General features: G+C 62.1%; 23 protein-coding genes. 11 read left to right on the plus strand and 12 right to left on the minus strand.

Features of this window, described 5'->3' with window-relative positions; all coding sequences use genetic code 11:
- Positions 1-16: 16 nt before the first annotated feature.
- Genes OVA24_RS19710 through OVA24_RS19725 form a run of 4 tightly spaced genes read right to left on the minus strand, consistent with a single transcriptional unit; the run spans position 17 to position 2,651 of the window.
- Positions 17-1,012, minus strand: a complete 996-nt coding sequence (locus OVA24_RS19710) for a lysylphosphatidylglycerol synthase transmembrane domain-containing protein (protein ID WP_267671857.1) — start codon at positions 1,010-1,012, stop codon at positions 17-19.
- The gene (locus tag OVA24_RS19715; RefSeq protein WP_267671858.1) at positions 1,009-1,266 is read right to left on the minus strand and encodes an ApeE family acyl carrier protein; all 258 of its coding nucleotides are present in this window, start codon (positions 1,264-1,266) and stop codon (positions 1,009-1,011) included. Before OVA24_RS19715 ends, OVA24_RS19710 begins: the two co-directional genes overlap by 4 nt.
- A gap of 22 nt (positions 1,267-1,288) precedes the next feature.
- A complete protein-coding gene (locus tag OVA24_RS19720) occupies positions 1,289-2,014 on the minus strand; it encodes an SDR family oxidoreductase (protein ID WP_267671859.1) in 726 nt (241 codons plus the stop codon).
- 31 nt (positions 2,015-2,045) lie between these two features.
- Positions 2,046-2,651 (minus strand): thioredoxin family protein, encoded by a 606-nt coding sequence (locus tag OVA24_RS19725; RefSeq protein WP_267671860.1) that lies wholly within the window; start codon positions 2,649-2,651, stop codon positions 2,046-2,048.
- A gap of 84 nt (positions 2,652-2,735) precedes the next feature.
- On the opposite strand from OVA24_RS19725, the gene moeB reads away from it, so the two are divergent.
- Complete coding sequence (moeB, locus tag OVA24_RS19730; protein WP_267671861.1) at positions 2,736-3,860, plus strand: molybdopterin-synthase adenylyltransferase MoeB; 1,125 nt, start codon at positions 2,736-2,738, stop codon at positions 3,858-3,860.
- A 78-nt stretch (positions 3,861-3,938) separates the two neighbouring features.
- On the opposite strand, the gene gyrA is transcribed toward moeB, so the two are convergent.
- The 5 genes from gyrA to OVA24_RS19755 all read right to left on the minus strand — a co-directional run bounded on the left by gyrA (position 3,939) and on the right by OVA24_RS19755 (position 13,477).
- The gene (gene gyrA / locus OVA24_RS19735; RefSeq protein ID WP_267671862.1) at positions 3,939-6,653 is read right to left on the minus strand and encodes a DNA gyrase subunit A; all 2,715 of its coding nucleotides are present in this window, start codon (positions 6,651-6,653) and stop codon (positions 3,939-3,941) included.
- A 31-nt stretch (positions 6,654-6,684) separates the two neighbouring features.
- Positions 6,685-9,228: a DNA topoisomerase (ATP-hydrolyzing) subunit B gene (gene gyrB / locus OVA24_RS19740; protein ID WP_267671863.1), complete on the minus strand. Its 2,544-nt coding sequence runs from the start codon at positions 9,226-9,228 to the stop codon at positions 6,685-6,687.
- A gap of 240 nt (positions 9,229-9,468) precedes the next feature.
- Positions 9,469-10,542, minus strand: a complete 1,074-nt coding sequence (locus OVA24_RS19745; protein ID WP_267671864.1) for a ribonuclease D — start codon at positions 10,540-10,542, stop codon at positions 9,469-9,471.
- An 82-nt stretch (positions 10,543-10,624) separates the two neighbouring features.
- On the minus strand, positions 10,625-12,163 hold the full coding sequence (locus OVA24_RS19750; RefSeq protein WP_267671866.1) for a hypothetical protein: 1,539 nt from the start codon (positions 12,161-12,163) through the stop codon (positions 10,625-10,627).
- Between the two features lie 90 nt (positions 12,164-12,253).
- Positions 12,254-13,477 carry a saccharopine dehydrogenase family protein gene (locus OVA24_RS19755; protein WP_267671867.1) on the minus strand — a complete coding sequence of 408 codons (1,224 nt, stop codon included), beginning with the start codon at positions 13,475-13,477 and terminating at the stop codon, positions 12,254-12,256.
- A 156-nt stretch (positions 13,478-13,633) separates the two neighbouring features.
- Here OVA24_RS19755 and gspG point away from each other — a divergent pair, with 156 nt between their 5' ends.
- From gspG to OVA24_RS19800, 9 genes are all read left to right on the plus strand, one after another.
- On the plus strand, positions 13,634-14,077 hold the full coding sequence (gene gspG, locus OVA24_RS19760; protein ID WP_267671868.1) for a type II secretion system major pseudopilin GspG: 444 nt from the start codon (positions 13,634-13,636) through the stop codon (positions 14,075-14,077).
- Complete coding sequence (locus tag OVA24_RS19765; protein ID WP_267671869.1) at positions 14,049-14,627, plus strand: pilus assembly FimT family protein; 579 nt, start codon at positions 14,049-14,051, stop codon at positions 14,625-14,627. Before gspG ends, OVA24_RS19765 begins: the two co-directional genes overlap by 29 nt.
- Entirely contained in the window at positions 14,624-15,037 is a 414-nt protein-coding gene (locus OVA24_RS19770) for a hypothetical protein (RefSeq protein ID WP_267671870.1), read from the plus strand. The genes OVA24_RS19765 and OVA24_RS19770 overlap by 4 nt, the downstream gene beginning before the upstream one ends.
- A complete protein-coding gene (locus tag OVA24_RS19775; RefSeq protein WP_267671871.1) occupies positions 15,034-15,852 on the plus strand; it encodes a prepilin-type N-terminal cleavage/methylation domain-containing protein in 819 nt (272 codons plus the stop codon). Before OVA24_RS19770 ends, OVA24_RS19775 begins: the two co-directional genes overlap by 4 nt.
- The gene (locus tag OVA24_RS19780; RefSeq protein WP_267671872.1) at positions 15,849-16,784 is read left to right on the plus strand and encodes a type II secretion system minor pseudopilin; all 936 of its coding nucleotides are present in this window, start codon (positions 15,849-15,851) and stop codon (positions 16,782-16,784) included. The genes OVA24_RS19775 and OVA24_RS19780 overlap by 4 nt, the downstream gene beginning before the upstream one ends.
- Complete coding sequence (locus tag OVA24_RS19785) at positions 16,777-18,000, plus strand: hypothetical protein (RefSeq protein ID WP_267671873.1); 1,224 nt, start codon at positions 16,777-16,779, stop codon at positions 17,998-18,000. Before OVA24_RS19780 ends, OVA24_RS19785 begins: the two co-directional genes overlap by 8 nt.
- A gap of 115 nt (positions 18,001-18,115) precedes the next feature.
- Entirely contained in the window at positions 18,116-18,655 is a 540-nt protein-coding gene (locus OVA24_RS19790) for a hypothetical protein (RefSeq protein WP_267671875.1), read from the plus strand.
- Between the two features lie 8 nt (positions 18,656-18,663).
- Positions 18,664-19,284, plus strand: coding sequence for a hypothetical protein (locus OVA24_RS19795; protein WP_267671876.1), 621 nt, complete (start codon positions 18,664-18,666; stop codon positions 19,282-19,284).
- Between the two features lie 51 nt (positions 19,285-19,335).
- Positions 19,336-21,798 carry a secretin GspD/PilQ domain-containing protein gene (locus OVA24_RS19800; protein ID WP_267671877.1) on the plus strand — a complete coding sequence of 821 codons (2,463 nt, stop codon included), beginning with the start codon at positions 19,336-19,338 and terminating at the stop codon, positions 21,796-21,798.
- Positions 21,799-22,219: 421 nt separating this feature from the next.
- Here OVA24_RS19800 and recR read toward each other — a convergent pair whose 3' ends face one another.
- The 3 genes from recR to OVA24_RS19815 are packed head-to-tail and all read right to left on the minus strand — an operon-like array spanning position 22,220 to position 23,749.
- Positions 22,220-22,822 (minus strand): recombination mediator RecR, encoded by a 603-nt coding sequence (recR, locus tag OVA24_RS19805; RefSeq protein WP_267671879.1) that lies wholly within the window; start codon positions 22,820-22,822, stop codon positions 22,220-22,222.
- 8 nt (positions 22,823-22,830) lie between these two features.
- Positions 22,831-23,250, minus strand: coding sequence for a hypothetical protein (locus OVA24_RS19810; RefSeq protein ID WP_267671880.1), 420 nt, complete (start codon positions 23,248-23,250; stop codon positions 22,831-22,833).
- A 34-nt stretch (positions 23,251-23,284) separates the two neighbouring features.
- Positions 23,285-23,749, minus strand: a complete 465-nt coding sequence (locus OVA24_RS19815; RefSeq protein WP_267671881.1) for a peroxiredoxin — start codon at positions 23,747-23,749, stop codon at positions 23,285-23,287.
- A gap of 61 nt (positions 23,750-23,810) precedes the next feature.
- Here OVA24_RS19815 and OVA24_RS19820 point away from each other — a divergent pair, with 61 nt between their 5' ends.
- On the plus strand, positions 23,811-24,398 hold the full coding sequence (locus OVA24_RS19820) for a CDP-alcohol phosphatidyltransferase family protein (protein WP_267671882.1): 588 nt from the start codon (positions 23,811-23,813) through the stop codon (positions 24,396-24,398).
- Positions 24,399-24,425 lie beyond the last annotated feature (27 nt).

The raw sequence follows: 24,425 nt of genomic DNA on the forward strand, positions 1-24,425 counted from the left end.
GGGGCACCGCCGTCCGTCAGACTTCCTTCATTTCCTTCACGGAGATCCTGTCCCGCCTCTTCAGGAAGAACAACGCCCCCAGCACCGCCCATAAGACGTTGCAGGCAAAGCCAGCCAGTGATGAATCCCGCGCGATGTCCTTCGAAACATCCGCCAATGCCGGCATCAGCATCATGAACAGGTTTTCCCGGATGCCGATGCCGCTGATCGACACCGGGATCGAGCTGAGGCCATCGATCACCGGCATGGCGGTCATGAAAGGTCCCAGCGCCGCCTCTCCGCCCACCGCGCGCAGTCCGCACCAGAATGAGGCGAAGTAGGTCAGCATCATCAGCATGGAGAATCCCAGCCCGGCCAGGGTGAGTTTCCAATTCCTCCGGTAAGTATCGTAGATCTCCGGAATCCGCCTCATGATCGGCCAGCGGTCCATCCGGCCGTTCGCATGGATCCGCCGGTGCAACGGGGGACTGGCGCAGAGGAAAAACAGCGCCACCAACAGGAATCCTCCGCCGATATACAGCCACGCCAGCCGGAGGATATTCTCGCCCTGCGCGCCCAATACCTCCCGGCTGGTGAGTTCCTCGAACCCACGCACCGACATGAAGAAGAACAGAAGCCCGATCGAAACCATCCCCGCCATGTGGTCGATCAGCACGCTCATCGTGACCGGCAGCTTTTTCCCCGGATGGTCGCGGTTCAGCAGGATCACCTTGGCAGCATCCCCTCCCAAGCTGCCTATCGAAAAAAGACTGAGAAGATTTCCGATCATCGTCAGCTCGATGGTCCTCGCAATCCCCACGCGGATGTCCAGCACCCTCATGAGCACCCACCAGCGGAGGGCGGACAACACCATGGAAATTCCGGCTATGCCCACCCCGACGGACAACCATCCGTAGTGGATGTCACCGGGCCGGGCGAGGATCGTCCCCTTGCCATCGATCCCGGAAAACGCCCACCAAAGGCAGGCGACCGTCAAAGCCAGCTTCAGCAGGAAAATCAGGGCCGCCTTCACGCGGCTTTCTCAATCTCCACCGCGATCGTTTCGACGCTTTCCAGGATTCCCTTTGCCTCCGATGAGTTCCCGATCTTCAGGCCGAAGTGTTTCTCCAGGGCCACCACCAGTTGCAGGGCATCCACGGAATCCAGCCCAAGTCCATGGTTTCCGAAGATCGACGTTTTGTCGCCGATCTCCTCCGGGGCGTAGTCGAGCATCAGCTCCTCCACCATCACTTCCTTGATCTTCTGCCGCAGTTCAGCGCCTTGCATGTCGTATATTTTGGATGATCTTTCAGAAAATTCCACCGTCGATCTTCAGCGAAGCTCCGGTGACATAAGATGCCTCCGCGGATGCCAGGAAAAAGACGGCCGCGGCCACCTCCTCCGGCTTTCCGAACCGGCGCATCGGGATGCCCGCCTTCGCCTGCTTCTTCGCGTCGTCGTCCATGCCGCCGAGCGCCTCCGTCTCCACGTATCCGGGAAGTACGGCGTTCACCGTAATTCCCGCGCGGGCGGTTTCCTTCGCCAGCGTGCGGGTCAGGGCGACCACGCCCGCCTTCGCCGCCGCATAGTTCGTCTGCCCCAGGGGCGGCAGCAACGCGCTGAGGGATGCGATGTTGATGATCCTCCCGGAACGCTGCCGCATCATCGGGGTGACCACGGCCCGGCAGCCGAGGAAAACGGAATCCAGATTCGAGGAAATGACGCCGTGCCACGCTTCGTCCGGCATGGCCGCCAGCAGGTGGTCCCGGTGCATGCCGGCGTTGTTCACCAGCACGTCGATCCGGCCCGTTTCCGCCGTGATGGCATCCACGGCGTCCTTCCATGCGGTGGCGTCCGTCACCTCCAGGGCCACGGTCCGGCAACGCTCCGGAAACTCCGCGGCCAGGAGATCCGCGGCATCACGGTTCGCCCGCACACCCAGCCAGATACGGCATTCCCCGTCCTTCTGGAGAAAGTAACGTGCGATGCCGAGCCCCAGCCCGCCATTTCCGCCTGTGATCAAGATCGAACGCACGGCGGAGCGTGGACTCCGGAGTTCCTCACGGTCAAGACAACCCGCCACCATCACCCGCATTCCACCAGACCGGGCGGGTTCCTTCCTTCCACTTGATGTTGCAACCGCTGCTCGGATACGGCCGCTCCATCGCGGACTCCCCCGCCAGCATCCGCCGGACCGCCTCGCGGAGATCCCCTCCATGCGCCTCCTGTCCTTTCTTCGGGCGGGTGTCATCGAACTGCCCGGCGTAGAACAACCGCCCTCCCCCATCGAAAAGGAAAAAGTCCGGCGTGCAAGCCGCACCATAGGCACGCGCGACGTCCTGGCTTTCGTCCAGCAGGTAAGGGAACTTCCACCCGTGTTCAGGAGCGAAGGTCTTCATGAATTCCGGCCCATCCTGGGGGTAGTTCGCCAGATCATTGGAATTGATGGCCACCGTGCCGACCCCTTCCGCGGAAATCTCCTCCGCGAGGGAACCCACCGCATCCGCAAGGTGGATGACGAACGGGCAATGGTTGCAGGCAAAGATCACCAGTAGTCCCCTTTTCCCCGCCGTTTCAGCCCGGGAAACAATCTTCCCCCATGCGTCCGGGAGCGAGAATTCCGGAGCGCTGTCGCCCTGTTTCAGTTGGAATGTGGAGAGCACCTCGGCCATCCGGCCAACCTACCACAAAATCCCCTCCCGCAACACCCTTTCACCTTTGACGCGGGGGCGTCCCCGGGCATCTTTCCGCCCATCATGGCAAGCGGCCTGTCCAAGGAAGAACTCCTGCGTTACTCCCGCCACCTCCTGATCCCAGGGGTGGGTGTGGAAGGCCAGCTCCGGCTGAAAAACGCTTCCGTTCTGATGATCGGCACCGGCGGCCTGGGCTGCCCGGCGGCCCTCTATCTTGCCGCGGCTGGCGTGGGCCGTCTCGGCCTGATCGATCCGGATACCGTCGATGTCTCCAACCTCCAGCGCCAGATCCTCCACGGGGAGTCCTGGATCGGGAAGCCGAAGCTGGACAGCGCGGAAAGCCGTCTCCGCGAGATCAACCCGCATCTGCAGATCGACCGGCATGCCGTCCGCTTCACTCCCGATAACGCCCTCGAGTTGGCGGAAGGCTACGACATCATCCTCGACGGCTGCGACAATTTTCCCACCCGCTTTCTCTCCAACGACACGGCCTATTTCCTGAAGAAGCCGTTGATCTACGGTGCCATCCACCGCTTCGAAGGCCAGGCCACCGTCTTCGCCCCCCATCTGGGCGGGCCGTGCTACCGCTGCCTGCTTCCGGAGCTGCCTCCTCCCGGATCCGTGCCGTCCTGCAATGAAGCCGGGGTCCTGGGCGTGCTACCCGGGGTGATCGGATCCCTGCAGGCGATGGAGGCGATCAAGCTCATCCTCGGTATCGGCAATCCGCCGCTCGGCAAGCTCACCGTCTATGACGCCTTGAACAGCAATTTCCGGACGATCTCACTCCGCCGCGATCCGGGTTGCCGCTTGTGCGGCGACACTCCGGAGATCTCCGGCGTCTCCAATCCCGAAACCCTCGCACCCGCCTACTGCGACATTCCCAACGATCACATGGAAACCATCACCACCGCCGAACTCCGCACCCGCCTCGCCGGGAATTTCCAAGCCCTGCTCATCGATGTGCGCGAGCCGGATGAATACGCCATCGCCAGCATCCCCGGAGCGGTTTTGATCCCGCTCGGCACGATGCAGGACCGACTCGGCGACCTGCCGAAAGACCGGGAAATCATCATTCACTGCAAAGCTGGCGGCCGCTCCGCCCGTGCCGTCAATCTGCTGCTGGCCAACGGCTTCACCAATGTGAAGAACGTCGAAGGCGGCATCGACGCGTGGTTGGAGGAGGAGTGATCCTTCCCAAGCCCAATCCACCTCCAACGAAAAAGGGCACCGGCTGGATCAGCCGGTGCCCATCTTCGGATCAGCGGATCATTCCGCGGCGTCCGCTTCCGGCTCGCCGGAAACATCGCCCGATCCCTCCGTGGCATCGCCACCTTGCGAATCATCTCCATCAGGGATGACGAGCGACACATCCTGGAGCTTCTCACCCTCCTTCAGCGTGAGCAGCTTCACCCCTTGGGCGACGCGACCGGTTTCCCGGATCTCGCCCACACGGATGCGGATGCTCTGGCCGGATGAGGTCATGAGCATGAGTTCGTCCTCGGCGGTCACGGTCACGGCACTGACCACAAGACCGGTTTTCTCCGTGACGTTCATGGTCTTCACACCCTTTCCGCCACGGCGGCGGTACGGGTAGCTCTTGAAGTCAGTGCGCTTGCCGAGGCCGTTTTCAGCGGCCACCAGCAGGGTGGAGTTCTCCGTGACGATCGCCATGCCGACGACTTCGTCGTCCTTGCCGAGGCGGATCCCGGTGACACCGGCGGTCGCACGGCCTTGCGGGCGGATCTGAGGGGTGCCGTCGTCCTCGGCTTCCGCGCCTTCGGCGGCGGTGTCCGCATCGGAGGTTTCCTCGCCGTCTTCCGTTTCACCCTGCGGCTTCTTGTAGACTCCTTCGGTGAAGCGGATGCTGAGGCCGTTCTTCGTGACAAGGATGATCTCATCCTCACCGCTGGTGAGCTTCACACCAATAAGGTCGTTGCCTTCCTCGAGGTTGATGGCGGTCAGACCCGCCTTGCGGTAGTTGCGGAAATCATTCAGCGCGGTCTTCTTCACCTTGCCGTTCCGGGTCGCGAAGAACACGAAGCCCGCCCCCTCGCGGAAGGTGATGTCATTGCCGTCCTCATCCACGGTGCGCTCCAGGCGGAGCAGCGCGGTGATCTTCTCCTCCGGTTTCAGATCCAGCACGTTCTTGATGCTGCGACCGGTGGAGGTGCGGGAGCCTTCCGGAAGCTCATACACGCGCTCCACATAAACCCGTCCGGTGTTCGTGAAGAACAGCAGATAGTCGTGGGCCTGCACGCTGAAGAGGTGCTCGACGAAATCATCCGCCTCGTCCTTCTTCGTCGCCTTCGTCTCCATCCCCTTCAGGCCCTTGCCGCCGCGGCCTTGCAGGCGGTATTCGGAGGAAGGCGTGCGCTTCACGTAACCGCGGTGGGAAAGCGTGACGATCATCGCGTCATTCGCGATCAGGTCCTCCATCGCCACCTCGCCGGCTTCCGCCACGATCGGGCACTTCCGCGGGGTCGCGTACTTGTCTTTGATCGCGCGCAGCTCATCCTTGATGATGCCGAGCACGCGGACCTCGCGGGCGAGGATGTCCATCAGGTCGGTGATGTCGGCCAGCACGCCGTCATATTCGCCCTTCACCTTGTCCTGCTCCATGCCGGTGAGCTGGTAGAGGCGCAGCTCCAGGATGGCGTTCACCTGGCGCTCGCTGAAAACATAGCGGTCACCCTGCACGGATGCCTGCGAGCGGATGAGGATGCCGAGGTTTTCCGCGGTCTTCGTCGGGAAACTATAGGCGGCCAGACGCTCGCGCGCCTCATCCCGGTTCCGGGATTCACGGATGATCTTGATGAAATCATCGATGTGACCGAGCGCGAGAAGGAAGGCTTCCAGCAACTCCGCGCGCTCCTCCGCCTTGCCCAGCAAGTAGCGGGTCCGGCGGATGACCACCTCGCGGCGGTGCTCGATGTAGGCGTCGATCGCCTCCTTCAGCGAAAGCTGCTTCGGACGGTTCTGGTGGATCGCCAGCATGTTCACGCTGAACGAGGTCTCCATCGCCGTCAGCTTGAAGAGCTGGTTCACCACCACCTGCGGACGGGCGTCGCGCTTCAGTTCGATTTCGATCCGCGTTTCCTCGTCGGAAAGGTCGCGCATGCCGGAGATGCCGGTGAGGATCTTCTCGTTGACCAGTTCCGCGATGCGCTCCTGCAAGGTCGCGCGGTTCACGCCATACGGCACCTCGCGGATGATGATCATCGAGCGGCCGTTCTCGTTCTCCTCGATCTCCATCTTGCCGCGCATCCGCATGGAGCCGCGTCCGGTGCGGAAGTAGTCCTCGATGCCGCGGATGCCGCGGATCTCCGTCGGAACGGCGAAGTCCGGCCCTTTGATGTACTGCATCAGGCCCGGCAGGTCGATGTCCGGCTCGTCGATCTGGGCACAGATGGCGTCCACCACCTCACCGAGGTTGTGGGAGGCCAGGTTCGTCGCCATGCCGACGGCGATGCCGGTACCACCGTTGACCAGGAAGTTCGGGAACGCGGAGGGGAGCACGGTCGGCTCCGTCAGGCGTTCGTCGTAGTTGGGGACGAAATCGACGGTCTCCTTGTCGAGATCGTCCATCATCGCCATGCCCAGGTGGGTGAGGCGGGCCTCCGTGTAACGCATCGCTGCAGGAGGGTCGCCTTCAACGGAACCGAAGTTGCCCTGGCCGTCGATCAGCGTGTCGCGCATCGACCACTTCTGGCCCATGTTGACCAGCGTCGGGTAGATGACGGATTCACCGTGGGGGTGGTAGTTACCGGAGGTGTCACCGCAGATCTTCGCGCACTTGATGTGCTGCTTTCCGGGCGCGAGGTTCAACTCCCGCATGGCGAAAAGGATCCGCCGCTGGGATGGCTTGAGGCCGTCGCGCACATCGGGCAGCGCGCGGGAAATGATCACCGACATCGAGTAGTCGAGGAAGGACTTCGAGAGTTCCTCCGCGACGTTGATCGGCTTGATATGGTCGTCAGACATCTGTTGTTGAAATCGGAAATGGGTTGTTGGATCAGACGTCGAGGTTTCTCACGTTGAGCGCGTTGTCCTCGATGAACCGCTTGCGGGGCTCGACGATGTCGCCCATCAGGACGTCGAACATCTTGTCAGCCTCCACGGCGTTGTCTTCGTCGAGCCGGACGCGGAGGAACTGGCGCTTGCCGGGATCCATCGTCGTTTCGAAAAGCTCCTTGGCATTCATTTCACCCAGACCCTTGAATCGTTTGATCTGGATACCCTTGCGTCCGATCTCCAGGACACGGGAAAGGATTTCCGGCACGCTGAAGACCGGAGAGACATGCTGCTTCTCACCATCTCCTTCCACGATTTCGTAAAGCGGGCGGTCATCGGAGAAGAACTGCGCCGTGTCGAAACCACGCTCCTTGAGGCGGGAGAAGATGCGCTCGATCGCGTTCGACTCGTGGAGTTCCTTCAGCACCGCACGGCGTGAAGGACCGGAGCAGGCAGCGAGTTCCTCTGGAGTCAACACTTCGTCGAAGAGCCGCAGATCGCGGTTGTCCGCGGCGAAACTCCGCAGCGAAGCCTCATCCGGGAAATAGGTGACCTGTTCATCATTGCCCGTGCGGATGCGCACCATGAACTCGGGCAGTTTGCCGTTGAGGCGGGCTTCGAGGTAGTTGCGGAAATTGCCCCCATTTCCCTCAATGGAGTCCGAGAAGCGGAACAGAGAGGAAAGGATCTCGAGGATGTCCTTCAGTTCCTCCGCGCTGTAGCTGTGGCTGCCATCGTGGCTGCGCAGGGTCACTTCGCCTGCTCCCAGATCGATCAGGATCTTGTTGAGCTGGTCGTTGTCCTGGATGTACTCGTGCCGCTTCTTCCGGCTGACGAGGTAAAGCGGCGGCTGGGCGATGTAGAGGTAGCCGCGCTTCACCAGGTCCGGCATATGGCGGCAGAAGAACGTCAGCAACAGCGTGCGGATGTGCGAGCCGTCGACGTCCGCGTCGGTCATGATGATGATCTTGTGGTAGCGGACCTTTTCGATGTTGAACGAGCCTTCCTGCTCCCCGTCACCGATGCCGGCGCCGATGGCCGTGATCATCGACTGGATCTCCTTGTTCTGGAGGGCGCGGTGGAGGCGGGCCTTCTCGACGTTGATGAGCTTGCCCCGCAGCGGCAGGATCGCCTGCGTGCGGCGGTCGCGGCCCTGCTTGGCGGAACCACCTGCGGAGTCACCTTCGACAATATAGAGCTCGGATTTCGACGGGTCGCGCTCGGAGCAGTCCGCCAGCTTGCCGGGCAGACCACCGCCGGAGAGGGCGGACTTGCGGACCGTCTCGCGGGCCTTCCGCGCGGCCTCGCGGGCGCGGGCGGCGTTCACGGATTTCTCGATCACCTTGCGCGCGAGCGCCGGGTTTTCGTCGAAATACTGCATGATACCCTCATAGACGATGGAGGAAACGACGCCCTCGATCTCCGAGTTGACCAGCTTGTCCTTGGTCTGGGAGCTGAAGCGAGGACTCGGCATCTTCACGGAGATGACGCACACCAGACCTTCGCGCACGTCGTCACCGGACAGCGCGGGATCCTTGTCCTTCAGGATCTTGTTGGCCTTCGCGTACTGGTTGATGCCACGGGTCAATGCCGTTCGGAAGCCAGTGAGGTGGGTGCCACCGTCGCCGTTCGGGATGGAGTTGGCGAAGCAGAGGATCTGGTCGTTGTAGGAGTCGTTGTATTGGAAAACGATGTCGGCGAAGACGTCGTCCGTCGTTTTCTTGCCATCGTAGTCGAGTTCGATCTGGCGCTTGCCGTTGAGAACGACCGGCTCGTCGTGGATGACGGTCTTGTTCTCGCCGAGCTGGATCACGAATTCCTCGATGCCCTTCGCATAGTAGAAGGTTGCCTTCTTGGCCGACTCCGGACGCTCGTCCTCAAGCTCGATGATGAGACCGGGGTTGAGGAAGGCCAGCTCCCTGAGACGGGTGGCGAGGCGGTCGAATTTGAACTCGATGGTATCGACGAAGATCGTCGCGTCCGGGAAGAACGTGATCATCGTGCCGGTCTTTGACGGATCGACATCGCCGATGACATGGAGCTGCTGGGTGGTCTTGCCGCGTTCGAACGCGATGAGGTGGACCTTGCCGTTCCGCATGATCTCCGCCTTGAACCAGTCCGAAAGCGCGTTCACGCACTTCGCGCCGACACCATGGAGACCACCGGAATATTTGTAGGCGCCCTGGCCGAACTTGCCGCCGGCGTGGAGATTCGTCAGCACCAGCTCAACCGCGGGAATGCCGAACTTCGGGTGCATGTCCACCGGGATGCCCCGGCCGTTGTCCGCAACGGAGACCGAACCATCCACGTGGATCGACACCTTGATGACGCTGCAATAGCCTGCGAGATGCTCGTCGATGGAGTTGTCGAGAACCTCGAACACACAATGGTGCAGGCCACGTTCGTCCGGATCACCTATGTACATGCCCGGACGCTTCCGGACAGCCTCCAGACCTTCCAATTTATCGATCTGCGCGGCATCGTACTGCTGCTGCGCCCCGACCTGTGTTTCGGCTTTTTTCGGCTCTTCCGGACTCTCTGACATGGTGCCCGGAAAAGGTCGGAAATTCCCGCCTCCGACACAAGGAACTTCGTCCGGCAAACGCACTTTTCAGCGAACCCGAAGCCATCCCGCAACCCATTTCAAACCAATGAGATAAATCAGAAAAAACCCAACTCCGGAGAACCCCTCCCCAACCACCGCGGAATCCCTGTGGAAATCCCCTCGATTCCGGGCGGACCGCAGCCGCGCCGGATCATGGAGGGAAGCCCTCCAGGGAGAAAATCACGGAAGCTGGAGACATTCCCGCTGCCATTTCAGAAGCACATCCTCCACCACCACTTCACCGGCGGCGAGACTCTCCAAAACCGCCCGGGGAGCGATGAGCGAGCCTTCGATATCCAGCTTGACCGCCGCCGTTTCCCTCACCTTCAGAAATTGATCCAACTTCCGGTCAAAGTCCCTGTCCCGCTTGCGGCGCTTGCCCTGCGGGCGCTCCGGATACTCCGACTCAGGCAACGCGGCAACAGCCGCCAGCGCTTCCTTGAATCTCTTGACCCGGTCACCGCGGAAATGTCCCGGCAACGTCACGGACCTTCCGCCGGACAAATCAATGCTCCACTCAAGCAACTGGCGGTTCGGCGCCACCATGAATGACGGACGATCCCAGGCCTTCGCCTCTTCATCGCGCCACTGCCACAGCGCACGCAGGAAGGCCAGCCCCCGTCTTTCGAGTTTTCCCGAGCCTTGGACGCGCCATCCCTCTTCCTTGGAATCATCCCGCTCCAGAACTTTCCGGAGAGCCGCATCACAGCTCTCCTCAAACCATTCCAAACGCCCTTTCTCCTGAAGCTCCGCAACAATGCGCCGGCCCATTTCCAGCAGATAGCGGACGTCGTTGAGTGCATACTCCACCATCTTCTCGGACAGCGGACGCTTGCCCCAGTCCGCCTTCTGCGAGGACTTGGAAAGCTCGATCCCGAAATAATGGCTCACCAGATCCCCCAACCCGAACTTGCGGGCTCCCAGCAGACGCGCACCGATCTGGGTGTCATAGACCTTTCCAGGCAGGCGGCCGAACTGCCGCTTCAGCATGGTCATGTCGTAGTCCGCTCCATGCATCCAGACAACGGATCCGGAAAGGTAGTCACCCAACGGATTCAAGTCCTTGATCGCCAGCGGGTCGATCAGGACACAGTCCGAGTCATCCGCAAACTGGATGAGACAGAGGGACTCACGGTATCGGTGAAGGCTGTCAGCCTCCGTATCAATCGCGCAAACCGGGGGATTCTGGCCGCCGGAATGCCCGGCAAGGTAAGCGGAAAGCTCTTCAGTACTATCAATCAAGCTCGCAGACATGGAAAACTTCGCAACAGGCAGATCCGTCCCCGCGAACTTTGATTCGGGGATCCGGCCCCCTCGGACCGGATCCCCGGAAGAATCAACCCGGATCGTTGTATTTCACACGGAAATAACGCTTGTCGGTAAGCTCGGGGGTACGGCTGAGAATGCGGATGCGGGGCTCTTCGTTGATGTCCTCAACAATCCAGTGCGGGTCGTTTTCACTCACCGGAGCCCAAGTTTCAAGATCAGTACTGGACTCGACGGTCACGGTCACACCCGCAGGAAGATTCGCCCTGCGATCAATGGACATGTGCCAGTAGCCTGGAATGGTCTGGCCGGAGCGGCGGGTGGAAGCAGGAACATAGGCAAGCTGGCTCAGAGCCGCAGGAGCATTCGCCGTATATGGATCCGTTCCGGAAAGCCACTCAAGCCAGTTGGAAACACCGTCACCATCAGGGTCGGCATTCTTGTCCATCAAGGCCGCAGGCGTATCCTTGGGGAAGGCAGCCGCCATCGCTCCCGGGAATCCAGCCACAAAGCGGATCGGCAACTGGAAGCGCCTGGTGCTCACCGAGGAAAGGCCGACACCCGGGTCACGCTCCAGCGTCAGCTCCAGCATGGTGGTGCTCCGTGCAGGAGTGAAGAATCCCGGAGGAAGGTTGTAAAAGCTCTGGACCGGAGAGTCCAGACGGATGCGGGTGCCAGGGAACAGGTTGATGTCAGCCCCGGGAGGCGGGAAATCAAACACCGGCTCACCACGGCCATTCACCATCAGGGTCGAATCCGGATCGAGCGCGGTATCAAGCCTGCGGAAGCCGATGTAGAGCCGGTCCCCGCTGCTGACACCACTGGTAAGCCCCTCCCAACGGAACTGGGCGATGAGATTGATGTCGTATTGCGCGAACCCGGTGGTATTCATCGGTCCGACATTGATGAAACGGAATCCTCCGCGGATCGGCCCCTCCACGTAACCTTCGACCGTCGGTGTGACCGGGAAATTCAGATAGAGAGGTCTCTCCGGACGCCCGAGGGAAGGAACCCTGAACTGGTAGATCCCGTTGGTGATCTCCCGTTCCATGCGGGAACGATCAGTCGGCCCATACAACCTCCTGAAGGCATAACCCGGATCGAAGGTATTCCCCCTCAGACCGGTTCCCGCCAGGCGGTACTCCTTCACGTCACCAGTGGTGGACTGAAGGTTGTAGAAGATGACCGTGGTCCGGCTAGCGATGTTCAGCCCGTTCACCGGGAATTCATAACTCGGGCGCGCGTAGAGGCTGACCAGATCGTGCCGACCCGGCTCGATCACAGTCGCCGCCTCCACGCCAACCAGCTCGAAGAACTGGGGCACCAGGGAGGAACCGATGAACCTCACCGCATTCGAACCGATGTTGCAGCCGAGCTGGGTGTCGATCGGGAATGGATTGGGCGAGATGTCATTGAGCGCACATCCGGTCTGGGTGAAGGTACCGTCAACAATGTACATGAACCCCTCACCGGATCGGAAAGTGGGAGGTTCTGAACCAAATTGGCGGTATTCCTTGTCGATTTTGAAACCTGCCCGGAAGTAGGCGTCCGCGGGCAGCAATGCCGCGGCAAGGGTGAGGGTTGTGAATGAGAGGGTTTTTAAGTTCACGGTCAAAAGATGGAAAAGAGTCTTGTGGGTGACAAGCGGAATTTAAAAAATTGGCAAAGTATTTACATGATCCGGCCAATTCACCGCAATTTAGACCACTTTGAAACTACGGGCGGCTTCCGGAGAAAGCTCCACCCACTGCCATGGGAGGCCGTGGACATTGAGGTCCGCCATGAAAGGATCCGGATCATACTGCTCCATGTTCCAGACCCCAGGATGCTGCCACTTCCCTTCCAGAACCTGCTTGGCGCCAATCATCGCCGGGACCCCCGTGGTGTAGGAAATCGCTTGGGATCCCACCTCTGCGAAGCAGGCTTCGTGGTCGCAGATATTGTAGATGTAAATGGCCTTCGGCTGGCCGTTTTTGACACCCGTGATCACATTACCGATACAAGTCCTGCCTTTGGTGGTCTGACCAAGGTCCCCTGGATTTGGGAGAACGGCCTTGAGGAACTGCAGCGGGATGATTTCCACCCCGTTGTACGCCACCGGATCGATGCGGGTCATGCCGACATTCTGGAGCACCTCCAGGTGCTTCAGGTAGTTCGGGGAGAATGACATCCAGAACTGGGCCCGCTTGATCGTCGGGATGTGTTTCACGAGGGACTCCAGCTCCTCATGGTACATGCGGTAGATTTCGTAGGTCCCCACGCCGTCCGGGCAGGTGAACGCCTGGTGGAGGGACATGGCCGGCGTTTCGACGAAGTCACCGTCCTCGAAGTGGCGGCAGGGCGCGGTGACCTCGCGGATGTTGATCTCCGGATTGAAGTTGGTGGCGAATGCCTTGCCGTGGTTGCCGCCGTTCACGTCGATGATGTCGAGCGTATGGATCTCATCGAAGTGGTGCTTGAGCGCCCAGGCGGTGAACACGTTGGTAACGCCGGGGTCGAATCCGGAACCCAGAAGCGCGGAAAGCCCTGCGGCCACGAACTTCTCGTGATAGGCCCACTGCCAGGAATACTCGAACTTCGCCACGTCCTTCGGCTCGTAGTTCGCAGTGTCCAGGTAATCGACACCCGCATCCAGGCAGGCGTCCATGATGGTGAGGTCCTGGTAGGGCAGGGCCACGTTGATCACCAGCTTCGCGCCGGTCTTCCGGATCAGCGCGGCGGTCTGGACCGGATCGTCCGCATCAATGGCGGCGGTGGCGATGTCCCGGCCGGTGCGGCGCTTCACCTCTTCCGCGATGGCGTCGCACTTCGACACCGTGCGGGAGGCAAGGGTGATCTCGCCGAACACCTCCGGCACCATGGCACATTTGTGGGCGACGACACTGCCGACTCCGCCGGCTCCGATGATCAGGACTTTGTTCATGATGACGAGCGACAAGGGGTGGGGAAATCTCTCCCTTCTGGCAAGAAATTCCCCGTGACGATGCCCCTGAAATCCAAAATTTTCCCGACAACTTTTCAGTCGCCCGGCGTTTTCATCTTTGAAAGCATCCGCCCGACAACTCTCCGACTCCCCTTGATGAAAAACCAACATCCATCCATCCGCCACCGCCTTGCCGCCGGTTTCACCCTTCTCGAAATGGTCATCGTGCTCGGCATCATCGCCATCCTGCTCGGCGGTTCCATCGCCCTGATCGGTGGTGTGGGTGACGGTGCCAAGCTCCAGCGGGTGCGCGCCGACTTCCAGAGCGTGGGCTCCGCCCTGAACACCTACCGCGTCAACGCCGGCAGGTACCCGACCACCCAGCAAGGCCTGGCCGCCCTGGTGGACAAGCCCACCTCCACGCCGGTTCCGCGCGACTGGGTCCGGATTTCCAAGAAAATCCCCGTCGATCCGTGGCAGAACGCCTATCTCTACAAGTTCCCCGGCAGCAAGGACCCTGCCGAGTTCGAGCTCCTCAGCAACGGACCTGACGGCATTCCAAACACCCCAGATGACCTCAGCAGCCAGGATCCGGAATGATCTGAAACGGGGGTTCACCCTCATCGAGATCGTCCTGGTTCTCGGTCTCGCCGCCCTCATCGCGGGCGGCGCGGTCACCTACATGGTCTATTCGTCGGATGAACGCGTGCTGCGCAACACCTCCGGCGAGGTGGAGCTGCTGGCAAAGCGGGCACGGACGCTGGCCATCCTCCAGCAAACCCCCTACGCCCTGGAGTTCCGCAAGGAACGTGTGCGCCTGCTGCCGCTGGCGGAGGCGGGCGGCATCGAACGGACAACCGGCATGGGCAACGAAATCGGCGGACGGACCGTCGAAGTCGAGGATCCTGACAAGATCGCGCCGGTGAGGGAGGAGTTCCTCCTTCCGGACGAGATGGAGGTTTCCGTCCTCCGCTGGAACACCACGGCGTGGGTCCCGCTGGTGCGGGATGTGATCCAGATCTGGCGCTTCGATCCCGACGGCCTCTGCGAACCTGTCACCGTCCGCTATGCCATCGAGAAAGGCGTGGCGGAGAGCACCTTCCACCCGTTGACCGCCACGGTCAGCGATTTCCTCCTCGAAGTCCGATGAAACCCACGGCCCGAACCACCCACCGACGCGGATTTCTCCTGCTGGAGATCATCCTCGCCCTGTTGGTGTTCGGCATCGCCGCCACCGGCTTCGCCGTCGCCATCAACCAGACGGCAAAGGCCGCGGAAACGGCCCGCCAGGGCCTGCGCATCACCCGCGTTCTGGAAAGCGCGCTGGATGAGGCCGTATCCATGCCCACCCTTGAGGAAGGGGTGACCAGCGCCAAGGTACCGGGCACCGACATCGAGATCGACACCACGGTCGAGCTGCTGAAGGAAATCGAGAATCAGGACGGCCAGTTCCTGCAGGAGATGTACCGGGTGAATGTCACCGCCCATTGGTTCGCGGACAACGCCTGGCAGCAGCGGTCCGCGGAAACCTGGCGCTACGGGAGGATGTACCAGCCGTGAAACGCCACCCCTCCATTTCCCGGAAGCAGGGCTTCACGCTGCTGGAACTTGTGATCTCCATCGCGATGAGCGCGCTGCTCATCGGCATGGTCGTGCAGACGGCGAACACTTCCCTGCAACTGGGGAACTCCGTGGTGAAGAGCCAGAACGAGGAAATGCTCCGCCAGTCGTTCATCGAGCTGCTGGACCGCCGGCTGACGTCACTGCCGGGGAACACCCGCTTCGATGTGAAGGTAACGGACAATGGCAGCCAGTATGAGTCCACCATCACCCTCCAGAAGGTCCCGCTCAGTTTCGCCTGGGGCAACCAGGAACGGGTGGCGAAGGCGGTGACGCTGAGCACGGTCCGCACCCGCAGCGGCTACTTCGACATCGTCCTCAGCTACTATGAGAACGAAATCCTGGACGACGCCAGTTCCAGGGGAACCGGTGGCACCAGCGGCTCGGTCGCGCTGTCGAAGGAACCTTTCGCCCAGATCGTCCTGCTTTCCAACCTCCGCTACTTCGAATGGCGCTTCCTCGACGGGACGAACCTGGAGTGGCGTTACGACTGGGACCTGCAGGGCCGCCTGCCACTGCAGATCGAGCTGGTTTTCGCCATCGGCGCCAGCGGGGAGGAAATCCGCCAGGTGTTCTGGCTCCCACCGAAGCAGAACCCGGAGATCCTCGCCCGGGAGATGATGCAGAACTCCGGCGGTGGGACCATCGTCAACCCCGGCGGCAATGGCGGGGGAAACAACAACGGCAACGGCGGAGGAAACAATAACAACAACTCCGGTGGAGGAAACTCCGGAGGATCACAGAACCCCCAATGACCCGCCGCCGCAGACATCCCCGCGGCGCTTCCCTGCTCGCCGTCATCCTGCTCATCGCCATCCTTGCGATGGCGACCATGACCACCCTGCGGGTCGTGTCGTTCGACATGGAGATCGCCACCGCGAAGATCCATGGCTCCCGAGCGAAGCAGGTCGCAGAGATGGGCATCGCCATCGGCTCGAATCCTTCGGTGAAACGGAGTGATCCACTGCTCCACTACTTCAACGAGGAAACCGGGGAACGGTATGACGTGCGGATCATTTCCGAAGCGGGCCGCTTCAACATCAACTCGATCATCCTGCGGGACGACAAGGCGCTGCTGCGCTCCATCTTCATCGACTGGGGTCTGGACATCGACACGGCCGGAGCGATCTCGGACGCGCTCGGGGACTGGGTTGACTCCGACGACAACGCGGCGCTCAACGGAGCGGAAAGGGAATGGTATGAGCAGCAGGGACGGATCAACCAGCCGTTCAACCGTCCGTTCTACAACTTGGATGAAGTGCGCCTGGTGCGCGGGATGGAGCTGGTGGAGGCCGTCCGGCCGGACTGGCGGGACTGGTTCACCATCTATTCCGGCGGCGGGCTGGATGTGAACGACGCGGAGGTTGAACTCATCGCGGCGGCGGCGGAGGTGAACGTGGACCAGGCGAAGACCATCGTGGAGACCGTGCGCGGTCCTGACGGCATCCGGGACACGGATGATGACGCCCCTTTCCAGAACGCACCGGCCGCGTTGCTGCTTTTAGGTATCGACGCGGAAAGCAGACCCGATATAGCTGCGCGCTTCAGCGCGAATGACTCGACCGTCCGCGTCGAAAGCACCGGCTCCGCGGACGGCGCGCGCCGGCGCGTGAATGCCATCCTCCGCAACCGCTCCGGAAGACCCGCCCTGTTAGAAAAATCCGTAGAAATCCTGCCCAGTGAGTAAGGCCGCCGAAACCACCCTCATCGTTCCCGGAGAATCCGGTTGGGAAATCTGGACCGGCACCGCCACCGCCGGCTTCACACTGAAGCAGGCGACCGACGCCCAGCTCGCCGGGGACATCCCTGACCTGCCCGGGACGGACCTCATCCAGCTTTTCCCGGTCAAGTCCGTGACCGCCATCCCCATGCGGGTCACCAGCGACGATGAAGCGTTGTTTCCCGATCTGGCCCTGCTCCACGCGGAACGTCTGGGCATCCGCCCGGACCCGATGGCCGGGCAGCTCACGGACCTGTTCGTGATCGAAAAGGAAACGGAAGGCACCGCACTGCTCTCCGTCTTCCTACGTTCTCCCGGAGAAGGGGAGATCCCGGCACGCACGCCGAAGGAGTTCGACCTTTCCGCCCGGGCATTTCCCCTGGCAGGAGACAGCCTCGCCGTCTGGAAGGAACTGGGACGCTGGGTTTTCTCCCTCTCCTCCGGCGGGAACACTGCCTACTGCCAGGCCACCTCCATCTCCACCCACGCGCCGGACCAGGCGCTGGCCCGGGAGATCCGCCTGGCGCTGATCCAGCTTTCCATCCAGGGCATCGAGATCCAGCCATCGAAGATTTTCGTCTGGACCTCCGACGGTGAAACTTCCGCTGCGGAACTGACCGGGGAGTTCCGTGTGGCGGCGGAAGTCGCCCCCCGCCCCGCCCCCGTGCTGCCGGCCACCCGCAGCAAGCTGCTCCCGGCCGACGTCCGCGCCGCGCGCAAGGCGGCGGAGAAAAAGCGCAACATCACCCTCGCGGTCGCCGCGGTGGTGCTGGCCTACCTGGGTGCCATCGGCTGGTTCGGCTACGGCATCTGGAAGGACGTCTCCCGCACCAAGTATCTCCGTGCCCAGGCGGCGGAAGCCGCACCGGACGCCGCCGCCTTCACCATCCACAGCCAGAAATGGGACGAACTGGCCATGACCCGGGAGGAAAACTCCCCGGTGGAACTGCTGCTCCATATCGCCAATTCCATCCCGCCGAACACCGGCCTCCGGCTCCGCACGGCGGAGATTTCCGCCGCGGAGGTCAAGCTCATCGGCGAGGCCCCCCAGCCCGGCCCCGTCAACCAGTTCAACCTCAACATCAAGAAGAAGAACGAGCTGATCGGCTTTGACTGGGAGACACCCGCGCCACAGACCTCCACCCGCGGCTGGGAGTTCACCTTCAACGGCACCGCCCGCTGAACCGACAAATTCCCCCCCGGCCGGCATTCAACAGGAAGAACCCGCACACCTCCACGCTCCCAACGCCAGCCGGTTCCGCTCCATCATCCCTTTTTTCCGACTTTCCGCCCACACAATGTCACCCCGCGAAAAAAACCTGCTCCTGATCTTCGGCGCCGCAGGGTTCATCATCCTCAACGTCCTCGCCTTCAAACTCTACACCAAGAAACGGAACGAAATCACCGCCAACCGGGTGGTGGCGGAGCAAGCGCTCGAACAGGCGCACATCATCAGCGATCGCCGCGACGAAGTGCTGGATGACGTGGAATGGCTGGCCAAGCACGAACCGGCCCCCGCCGCCTACCAGGACGTCCAGTCCAGCCTGCAGCAGCTCGTCGAGCGTGAGGCGCAGATCGCCGGACTGACCATCAAGCCCAACTCCCAGAAACTCCTTCCCACCGACCAGACCGACGGCAACCACTACCACCGGGTGAAGATCCAGGTGACCGTCACCGGCACCGAAAAGGCCCTCTTCGACGCCTGGCTGGGCCGCCTGAACAACCCGGAACAGTTCCGCGCCGCCACCAACCTCCTCCTCAAACCCGACAACACGGACGACACCAAGATCGACTGCACCGCCATCATCGAGCAATGGTTCGTCCCGGTTGTCCAATAGCCCCGGCCATGAAAACCGTCATCATCCTCTTCATCGCCCTCGCCGCCACCGCCCTGGCCAAGCCGCCACGGGTGGTGCCGACGACGAAATACACCCGGCTGTGGACGGACTCTCCATTCACCACGAAACCGCCGCCCCCACCGCCCCCGGAAGTGGCCAATCCCCTGGAGGACTACGCGCTGGGCGGCATCTCACCCATCCCCGGTGGCTACCGCGTCACCCTGCTGAACCGCAAAAATCCGGAGGAACGCATCATCCTGCCGGAGAACCAGGATTTCAAAGTTCTCTCCGTCCAGTATGCGCCGGGCAATCCGCTGGGGACCACCGTCCGTGTTTCCACCGGCTCGAAGAGCGGCACGGTGGCCTTCGACGAGAAGCTGCTGACCCTCAAGGCGGCGCCCGCGCCTCCGCCACCGCAACAGGGCCAGCCTCCGCAGCCGGTCCCCGGCCAGCCGGCCGCCGCACCGGGGACTGAACCACCCCGCGCGCCCCGCCCCCGGGTGGTGCCTCCGGCGGGACCCGGAAACCAGCCCGCCGCCAACCAGGGCTCAGGCACGCTTCCGCCAGGGGTCGCCCCCAACACCCAGCAAGGAACGTCCCAACCGAACCAGCGCATCCAGCGCCGCTGACCCTCCATTTCCCGCACCCCGTCCGCCTCATCCACTTTCCCTGATTTTCCCATGAGCTTCCTCCGCCCCATTGCCGCCCTCGGCCTCGCCGGAATCACCACCGGGCTCGCACAGCCTCCGGAACAACCGCTCGTCACACCACAGCCCCCTGCCCGTCCGGCAGTCCCCGCGGCTCCAGGCCAACCGGTGCCTCCTCCGGCTCCTCCCGCCGCCGGGGAGATTCCGCTCGCGGAGCAGAAGGTGACCGAGGCGATCATCGAGCCGAAGCTTTCCGGCACCGCCCTTGCGGGTCTCTACCGGAAATACACGGGGCGGCGTGTGATCGTCTCCGCCCAAGCCGCTCTGGCGGAGTTCGCCTTCGTGCAGGACGCCAGCCCCACCGATCCACTGACGTATGCCCAGGTCGCGGAGCTGTTGAAAAAGGCCGCCACCATCGAAAACTTCGTCTTCGTTCCGGATAGCACGGACCCGAATCTGGACATCCTCACCTTTTCCGCCGGCACGATCACCCCGAAGAGCCGCGGTGTACCAGTTTATACCGAGGGTTCCACACTGCCTGATGGGGATGCGGTCATCACCTACGTGATGAACCTGCAGTATCTGAAGCCGGAAGCCGCCGTCACCACTTTCAACCAGGTGGTCGGGCAGTTCGGGGCCTACGGATCCATCGCCCCTGTGGCGAACGCCTCCTCCGTCATCATCACGGAGAACACCTCCCTCATCCGCAGGCTCATCGAGCTGAAAAAGGAGATCGACGTTCCTGGTGGCAAGGTGGCCACCCGCTTCATCAAAGTGGAATACGCGGATGTGACCGAGCTGGCCACCACGCTCAACGAGCTTTTCACCGCCCAGCAGCAAGCCCAGCGCACCGCAGGCGTGCAACGCACCGGCGGCCAGCAGAATGCGCCCGCCGTTCCCGGAATGCCAGTGGGCGACGGTGGCGGTGGCGGAGGAACAGGCGGTGAGGAGAATCCCCCGCAGATCGTTCCGGAACCGCGCACCAACCGCATCTTTGTCATGGGCCGGCCGAATGACCTGGTGTTCATCGAAAGCCTGGTCCGCGAGTTCGACGTCCAGACGGACCAGCGGAACTTCATGCGCAGGAAGCTGAGCTTCGTGAAGGTCGCCGACTTTCTGGGCATCGCGGAGAACGCTCTGACCCGGGCCTACTCGGCGGGAACCGCCACCGAAGGGGGGGCGGCCGGTGGTGCCGCGGGTGGCCAACAAGGCGCGCAGAGGACCGGCGCCCAATCCCGCACCAACCAAAACTCCCGCACCAACAGCAACAGCCGGACCGCGGCTTCCAGCGGCGGCTTCGGCACCGGCGGTTCATCCGGCTTCGGAGGGGGTGGCAGCGGTGGTGGCAGCGGCGGATCCGTCGGTCTGGACGATCCGGATGTGGATACCGCACCGGTCTCCCTCCTCGTCGGACGGACCCTTCTCGTCGCGGACCAGATCACCAACTCCATCGTGGTCCAGGGACCACCCGCAGGCGTGGAAATCATCGAGAACCTGCTCGACCAGATCGACGTGAAGGCGGACCAGGTGATGATCTCGACGGTGTTCGGCCAGCTTACGCTGACCGATGAGTTCGATCTCGGAGTGGACTACGTGAAAGCGCTCGGTGGTGACAGGATCGCGGGCCAAGGAGGTTCCGGCGGCAGTGGCACCACCATTCCCCTCCCTTCCGGTGCGACCTTTGACCCAGGTGACATTGCAGCGGGCACCGGACTGTCGCTCTACGGCAAGATCGGCAACAACCTGCACATCTACCTCAACGCCCTGCAGAACGACTCGAACTTCACGATCCTCTCACGCCCCAGCATCTTCACCTCCAACAACCAGAAGGGGATCATCTCCAGTGGCGAGCGGGTGGCGATTCCCACGAACAGCAACAGCTTTTCATCAGGCGGACAAAGCACGAACATCGAATACCAGGACGTCGTCCTGAAGCTCGAAGTGATCCCGCTGGTGAACTCCCCCAACGAGATCACCCTCCAGATCGCCCTTCTCAACGACGAACTGAATGGAAATCAGATCCTCGCGGGAGCGGGGCCGAATGGTTCGGCTCTTTCCGTCCCGCGGATCACCACCCGGGAGATCCTCACCCAGGTCACGGTTCCCAACAACGAGACGATCGTCCTCGGAGGCTTGATCATTGATCGGGATACCAAGTCTGTAAGCGGGATTCCCGTCCTGAGCAGCATCCCGGGACTCGGACGACTGTTTTCCCGGACCGAAAAGGACAAGTCCCGCTCCGAGCTGCTGATCTTCATCCAGCCCAGCATTGTCAGCGGCCAGAATACGCTGGATCTCGCCCAGGATGACATGAACTCCCGCTACAAGGTCTCCGATGACGTCCTCAAATTGGGCAACGGTCCCGGAGTTCTCCCCCCACCGGACGTCATTCCGGTGTCGGACAAGGCGGGCAAGAGTCCCCGGGCGGTGATCATCGGCCCCGGCCCGAAGAAAAAGCCGTTCCCGCACCATAACTTCCGCGGCTCACCCCACTGATTTCAAACAAATTGGAAAACCACGGGATCCGGCGGGAAAATTTTCCCGGAAATCTTTGAACGATCCGGCAGGCTGCAATGTCTGAACCCATGAAAACTGCAACTTAGTTTGTGTTTTCATGTAAGGGTGAACAGCAGTTGTTAGCCTCAGTCGCTCTGCGATTTGAAGTTTTCAACTTGGGCCGTCGGAGTGGGTGCTCCGGCGGCCCTTCTTTTTTTGGAGGGTGGACACTCCTGTCCTCCGGCGGCATTGGCGGATCACGTAAGATTCACCGCCAAGACGCAAAGATCGCGGAGAAGCGCAGAGAAAGGATAGATCTCTTATCTTTGCTGAAATCTTTTGGGCCCTCTCGCCTGATCCTTGTCGCAATGCCTTTTTCTGATTCGCCAATGCCGCCGGAGGACAGGAGTGTACTCCCTCCTTAAAAGCTGCGGCGGCCCTGGAGGGCGCGCAGCAAGGTGAGCTCGTCGGCATGTTCCAGGCCACCACCGGCAGGGAGCCCTTGGGCGATGCGGGTGATGCGGCAGTTCCGGCCTCGCAGGAGATCCGCCAGGTAGTTGGCCGTGGCCTCTCCCTCGACATCCGAGCCCAGGGCCAGAATCACCTCGATCTCCCCATCGCCGATGCGCTTGAGCAGGGATGGGATTTCCAGATCCTCCGGGGATACCCTGTCCAGCGGGGAGAGTTTTCCGCCGAGACAGTGGTATCTGCCATTGAACGCCCCGGAGCGCTCCAGGGGGAGGACATCCGTGGCCTGCTCCACCACGCAGAGGAGGTGATCGTCGCGCCGGGGGTCATCACAGATGCCGCACCCGTCCCGGGTGGCGAAGAAGCCGCAGACCGGGCAGGAGATGATCTCCTCCTCCGCTTTGACCAAGGCGGCGGCGAGCGAAACGGGATCCGCCTTCTTGTTCCGGAGCAGCCAGACGGCCATCCGTTCCGCGCTGCGGGGACCGACGCCGGGAAGGCGCTTCAGCTCCGCGACCAATGCCTTCACCGGCTCTGGAAAATCCGCTCTGCCCATGAGATTGGTTATTTGTCCGCCGCCATGCGGTGCCGGGAAGCATAGACCAAGGCGCAGAGCCCGGCCCAGAAGGTGGCCAGCAGCGGAACCGCCACAACCGGGAAACGACCGGCAAGGACAAGCACCGGCCCCCACCCGGCGACCAGCACCAGCGCGGAAATCCACAGCACCACCCGCCTCCAGGTACCCGGCACGGAGAGGATGAGGAAAGACAGGCTGAACGCCCCCACGGCGGCGGAAGCCCACACCGCCCAGACGGGCAGGGATTTCGCCACACCTCCCCCGACCTGGATGATCCCGGCGATGCCGTCGTTCGCGCGGTCCATGATGCCGACGGAACCGAAGCCCGCGGCGAGGACGAGCGCGAGGCTGCCGATGGCCAGCCCGGGCATCAGGACATGCCCCTCGCTCTCACGGTACGAACTCATGAATGGCTTGAAACTAGCGGACTCTTTCATCGGTTCAAGCAAGCGCTTCCTTCAGGAGCGCCAGGTGTTTGGGGGGTGAAACTTTTTCCAGCACGGCGGAGATCCGGCCGTCCGCGCCGATGACGAAGGTGGTGCGCTCGATGCCCATGAATTTCCTGCCCATGAACGACTTTTCCACCCATACGCCGTAGGCTCCGCAGATGCCGCGGTCCTCATCCGCGATGAGGGGATAGGGCAGCTCCCGCTTGCGGATGAAATTCTGGTGGCTCTTCACCCCGTCCGCGCTCACGCCGAAGATGCGGGCCTTCCCACGGATCTCCTCCCAGCCGTCCCTCAGGGCGCAGGCCTGGAGGGTGCAGCCAGGGGTGCTGTCCTTCGGGTAGAATACCAGCACCACCTTCTCCCCCCGCAGGTCGGAGAGTTTCACACGGCCTTCACGGGTGCCTTCCACCACGGTCGCTTCAAAGTCGGGGGCGGGGGCGCCCGGTGCAGGTTTCATGCTCCGGACTGTCGGTGTTTTCACCTTTCAAACCAATCACTTTCCACCGATAATTCGTTCCATGAACCTGGCCAGCAAGATCACGCTCACCCGCTTGTTGCTGGTGCCGGTCTTCGCGGTTCTGGCGATCTACTACGGCAAAACCATCGCGGCGGGAGAACCGGTGGAATGGCTGCGCATCGCGGCACTGGCGACCTTCGTGACAGCGGCCGCGAGCGACGGCATCGACGGCTGGGTGGCGCGACGCTTCAACCAACGCTCGAAATTCGGCGCGTTCATCGACCCGCTGGCGGACAAGACGCTGCTGCTGACGGGCATCACGGTACTGGCCGCGGTGGACTGGGGTCCGGACGGCTGGAGCCTGCCGGTGTGGTTCAGCGCGTTGGTCATCGTGCGGGATGTCATCATCGTGGCCGGGCTGGCGTTCCTCCACTTCACCCACCACAAGATCCAGATCAAGCCGCACTGGAGCGGCAAGGTCTGCACGGTGGCGCAGATGTTCGCGCTGGGTTGGGTGATGCTGAGAATCTACCTGCTGCCTCCCATCTATCCCTGCGTCATCGCCGCGGTGTTCACGGTGTGGTCCACGGTCGCGTATGTCCGCCAGGGCCTGGTCATCCTGAACGAAAGCGGGCACGCCCGGGAGTGAGCGGCAACCGCCAGCAATGATGCTTGC

The sequence above is a fragment of the Luteolibacter sp. SL250 genome (assembly GCF_026625605.1).
Taxonomy (GTDB): domain Bacteria; phylum Verrucomicrobiota; class Verrucomicrobiia; order Verrucomicrobiales; family Akkermansiaceae; genus Luteolibacter.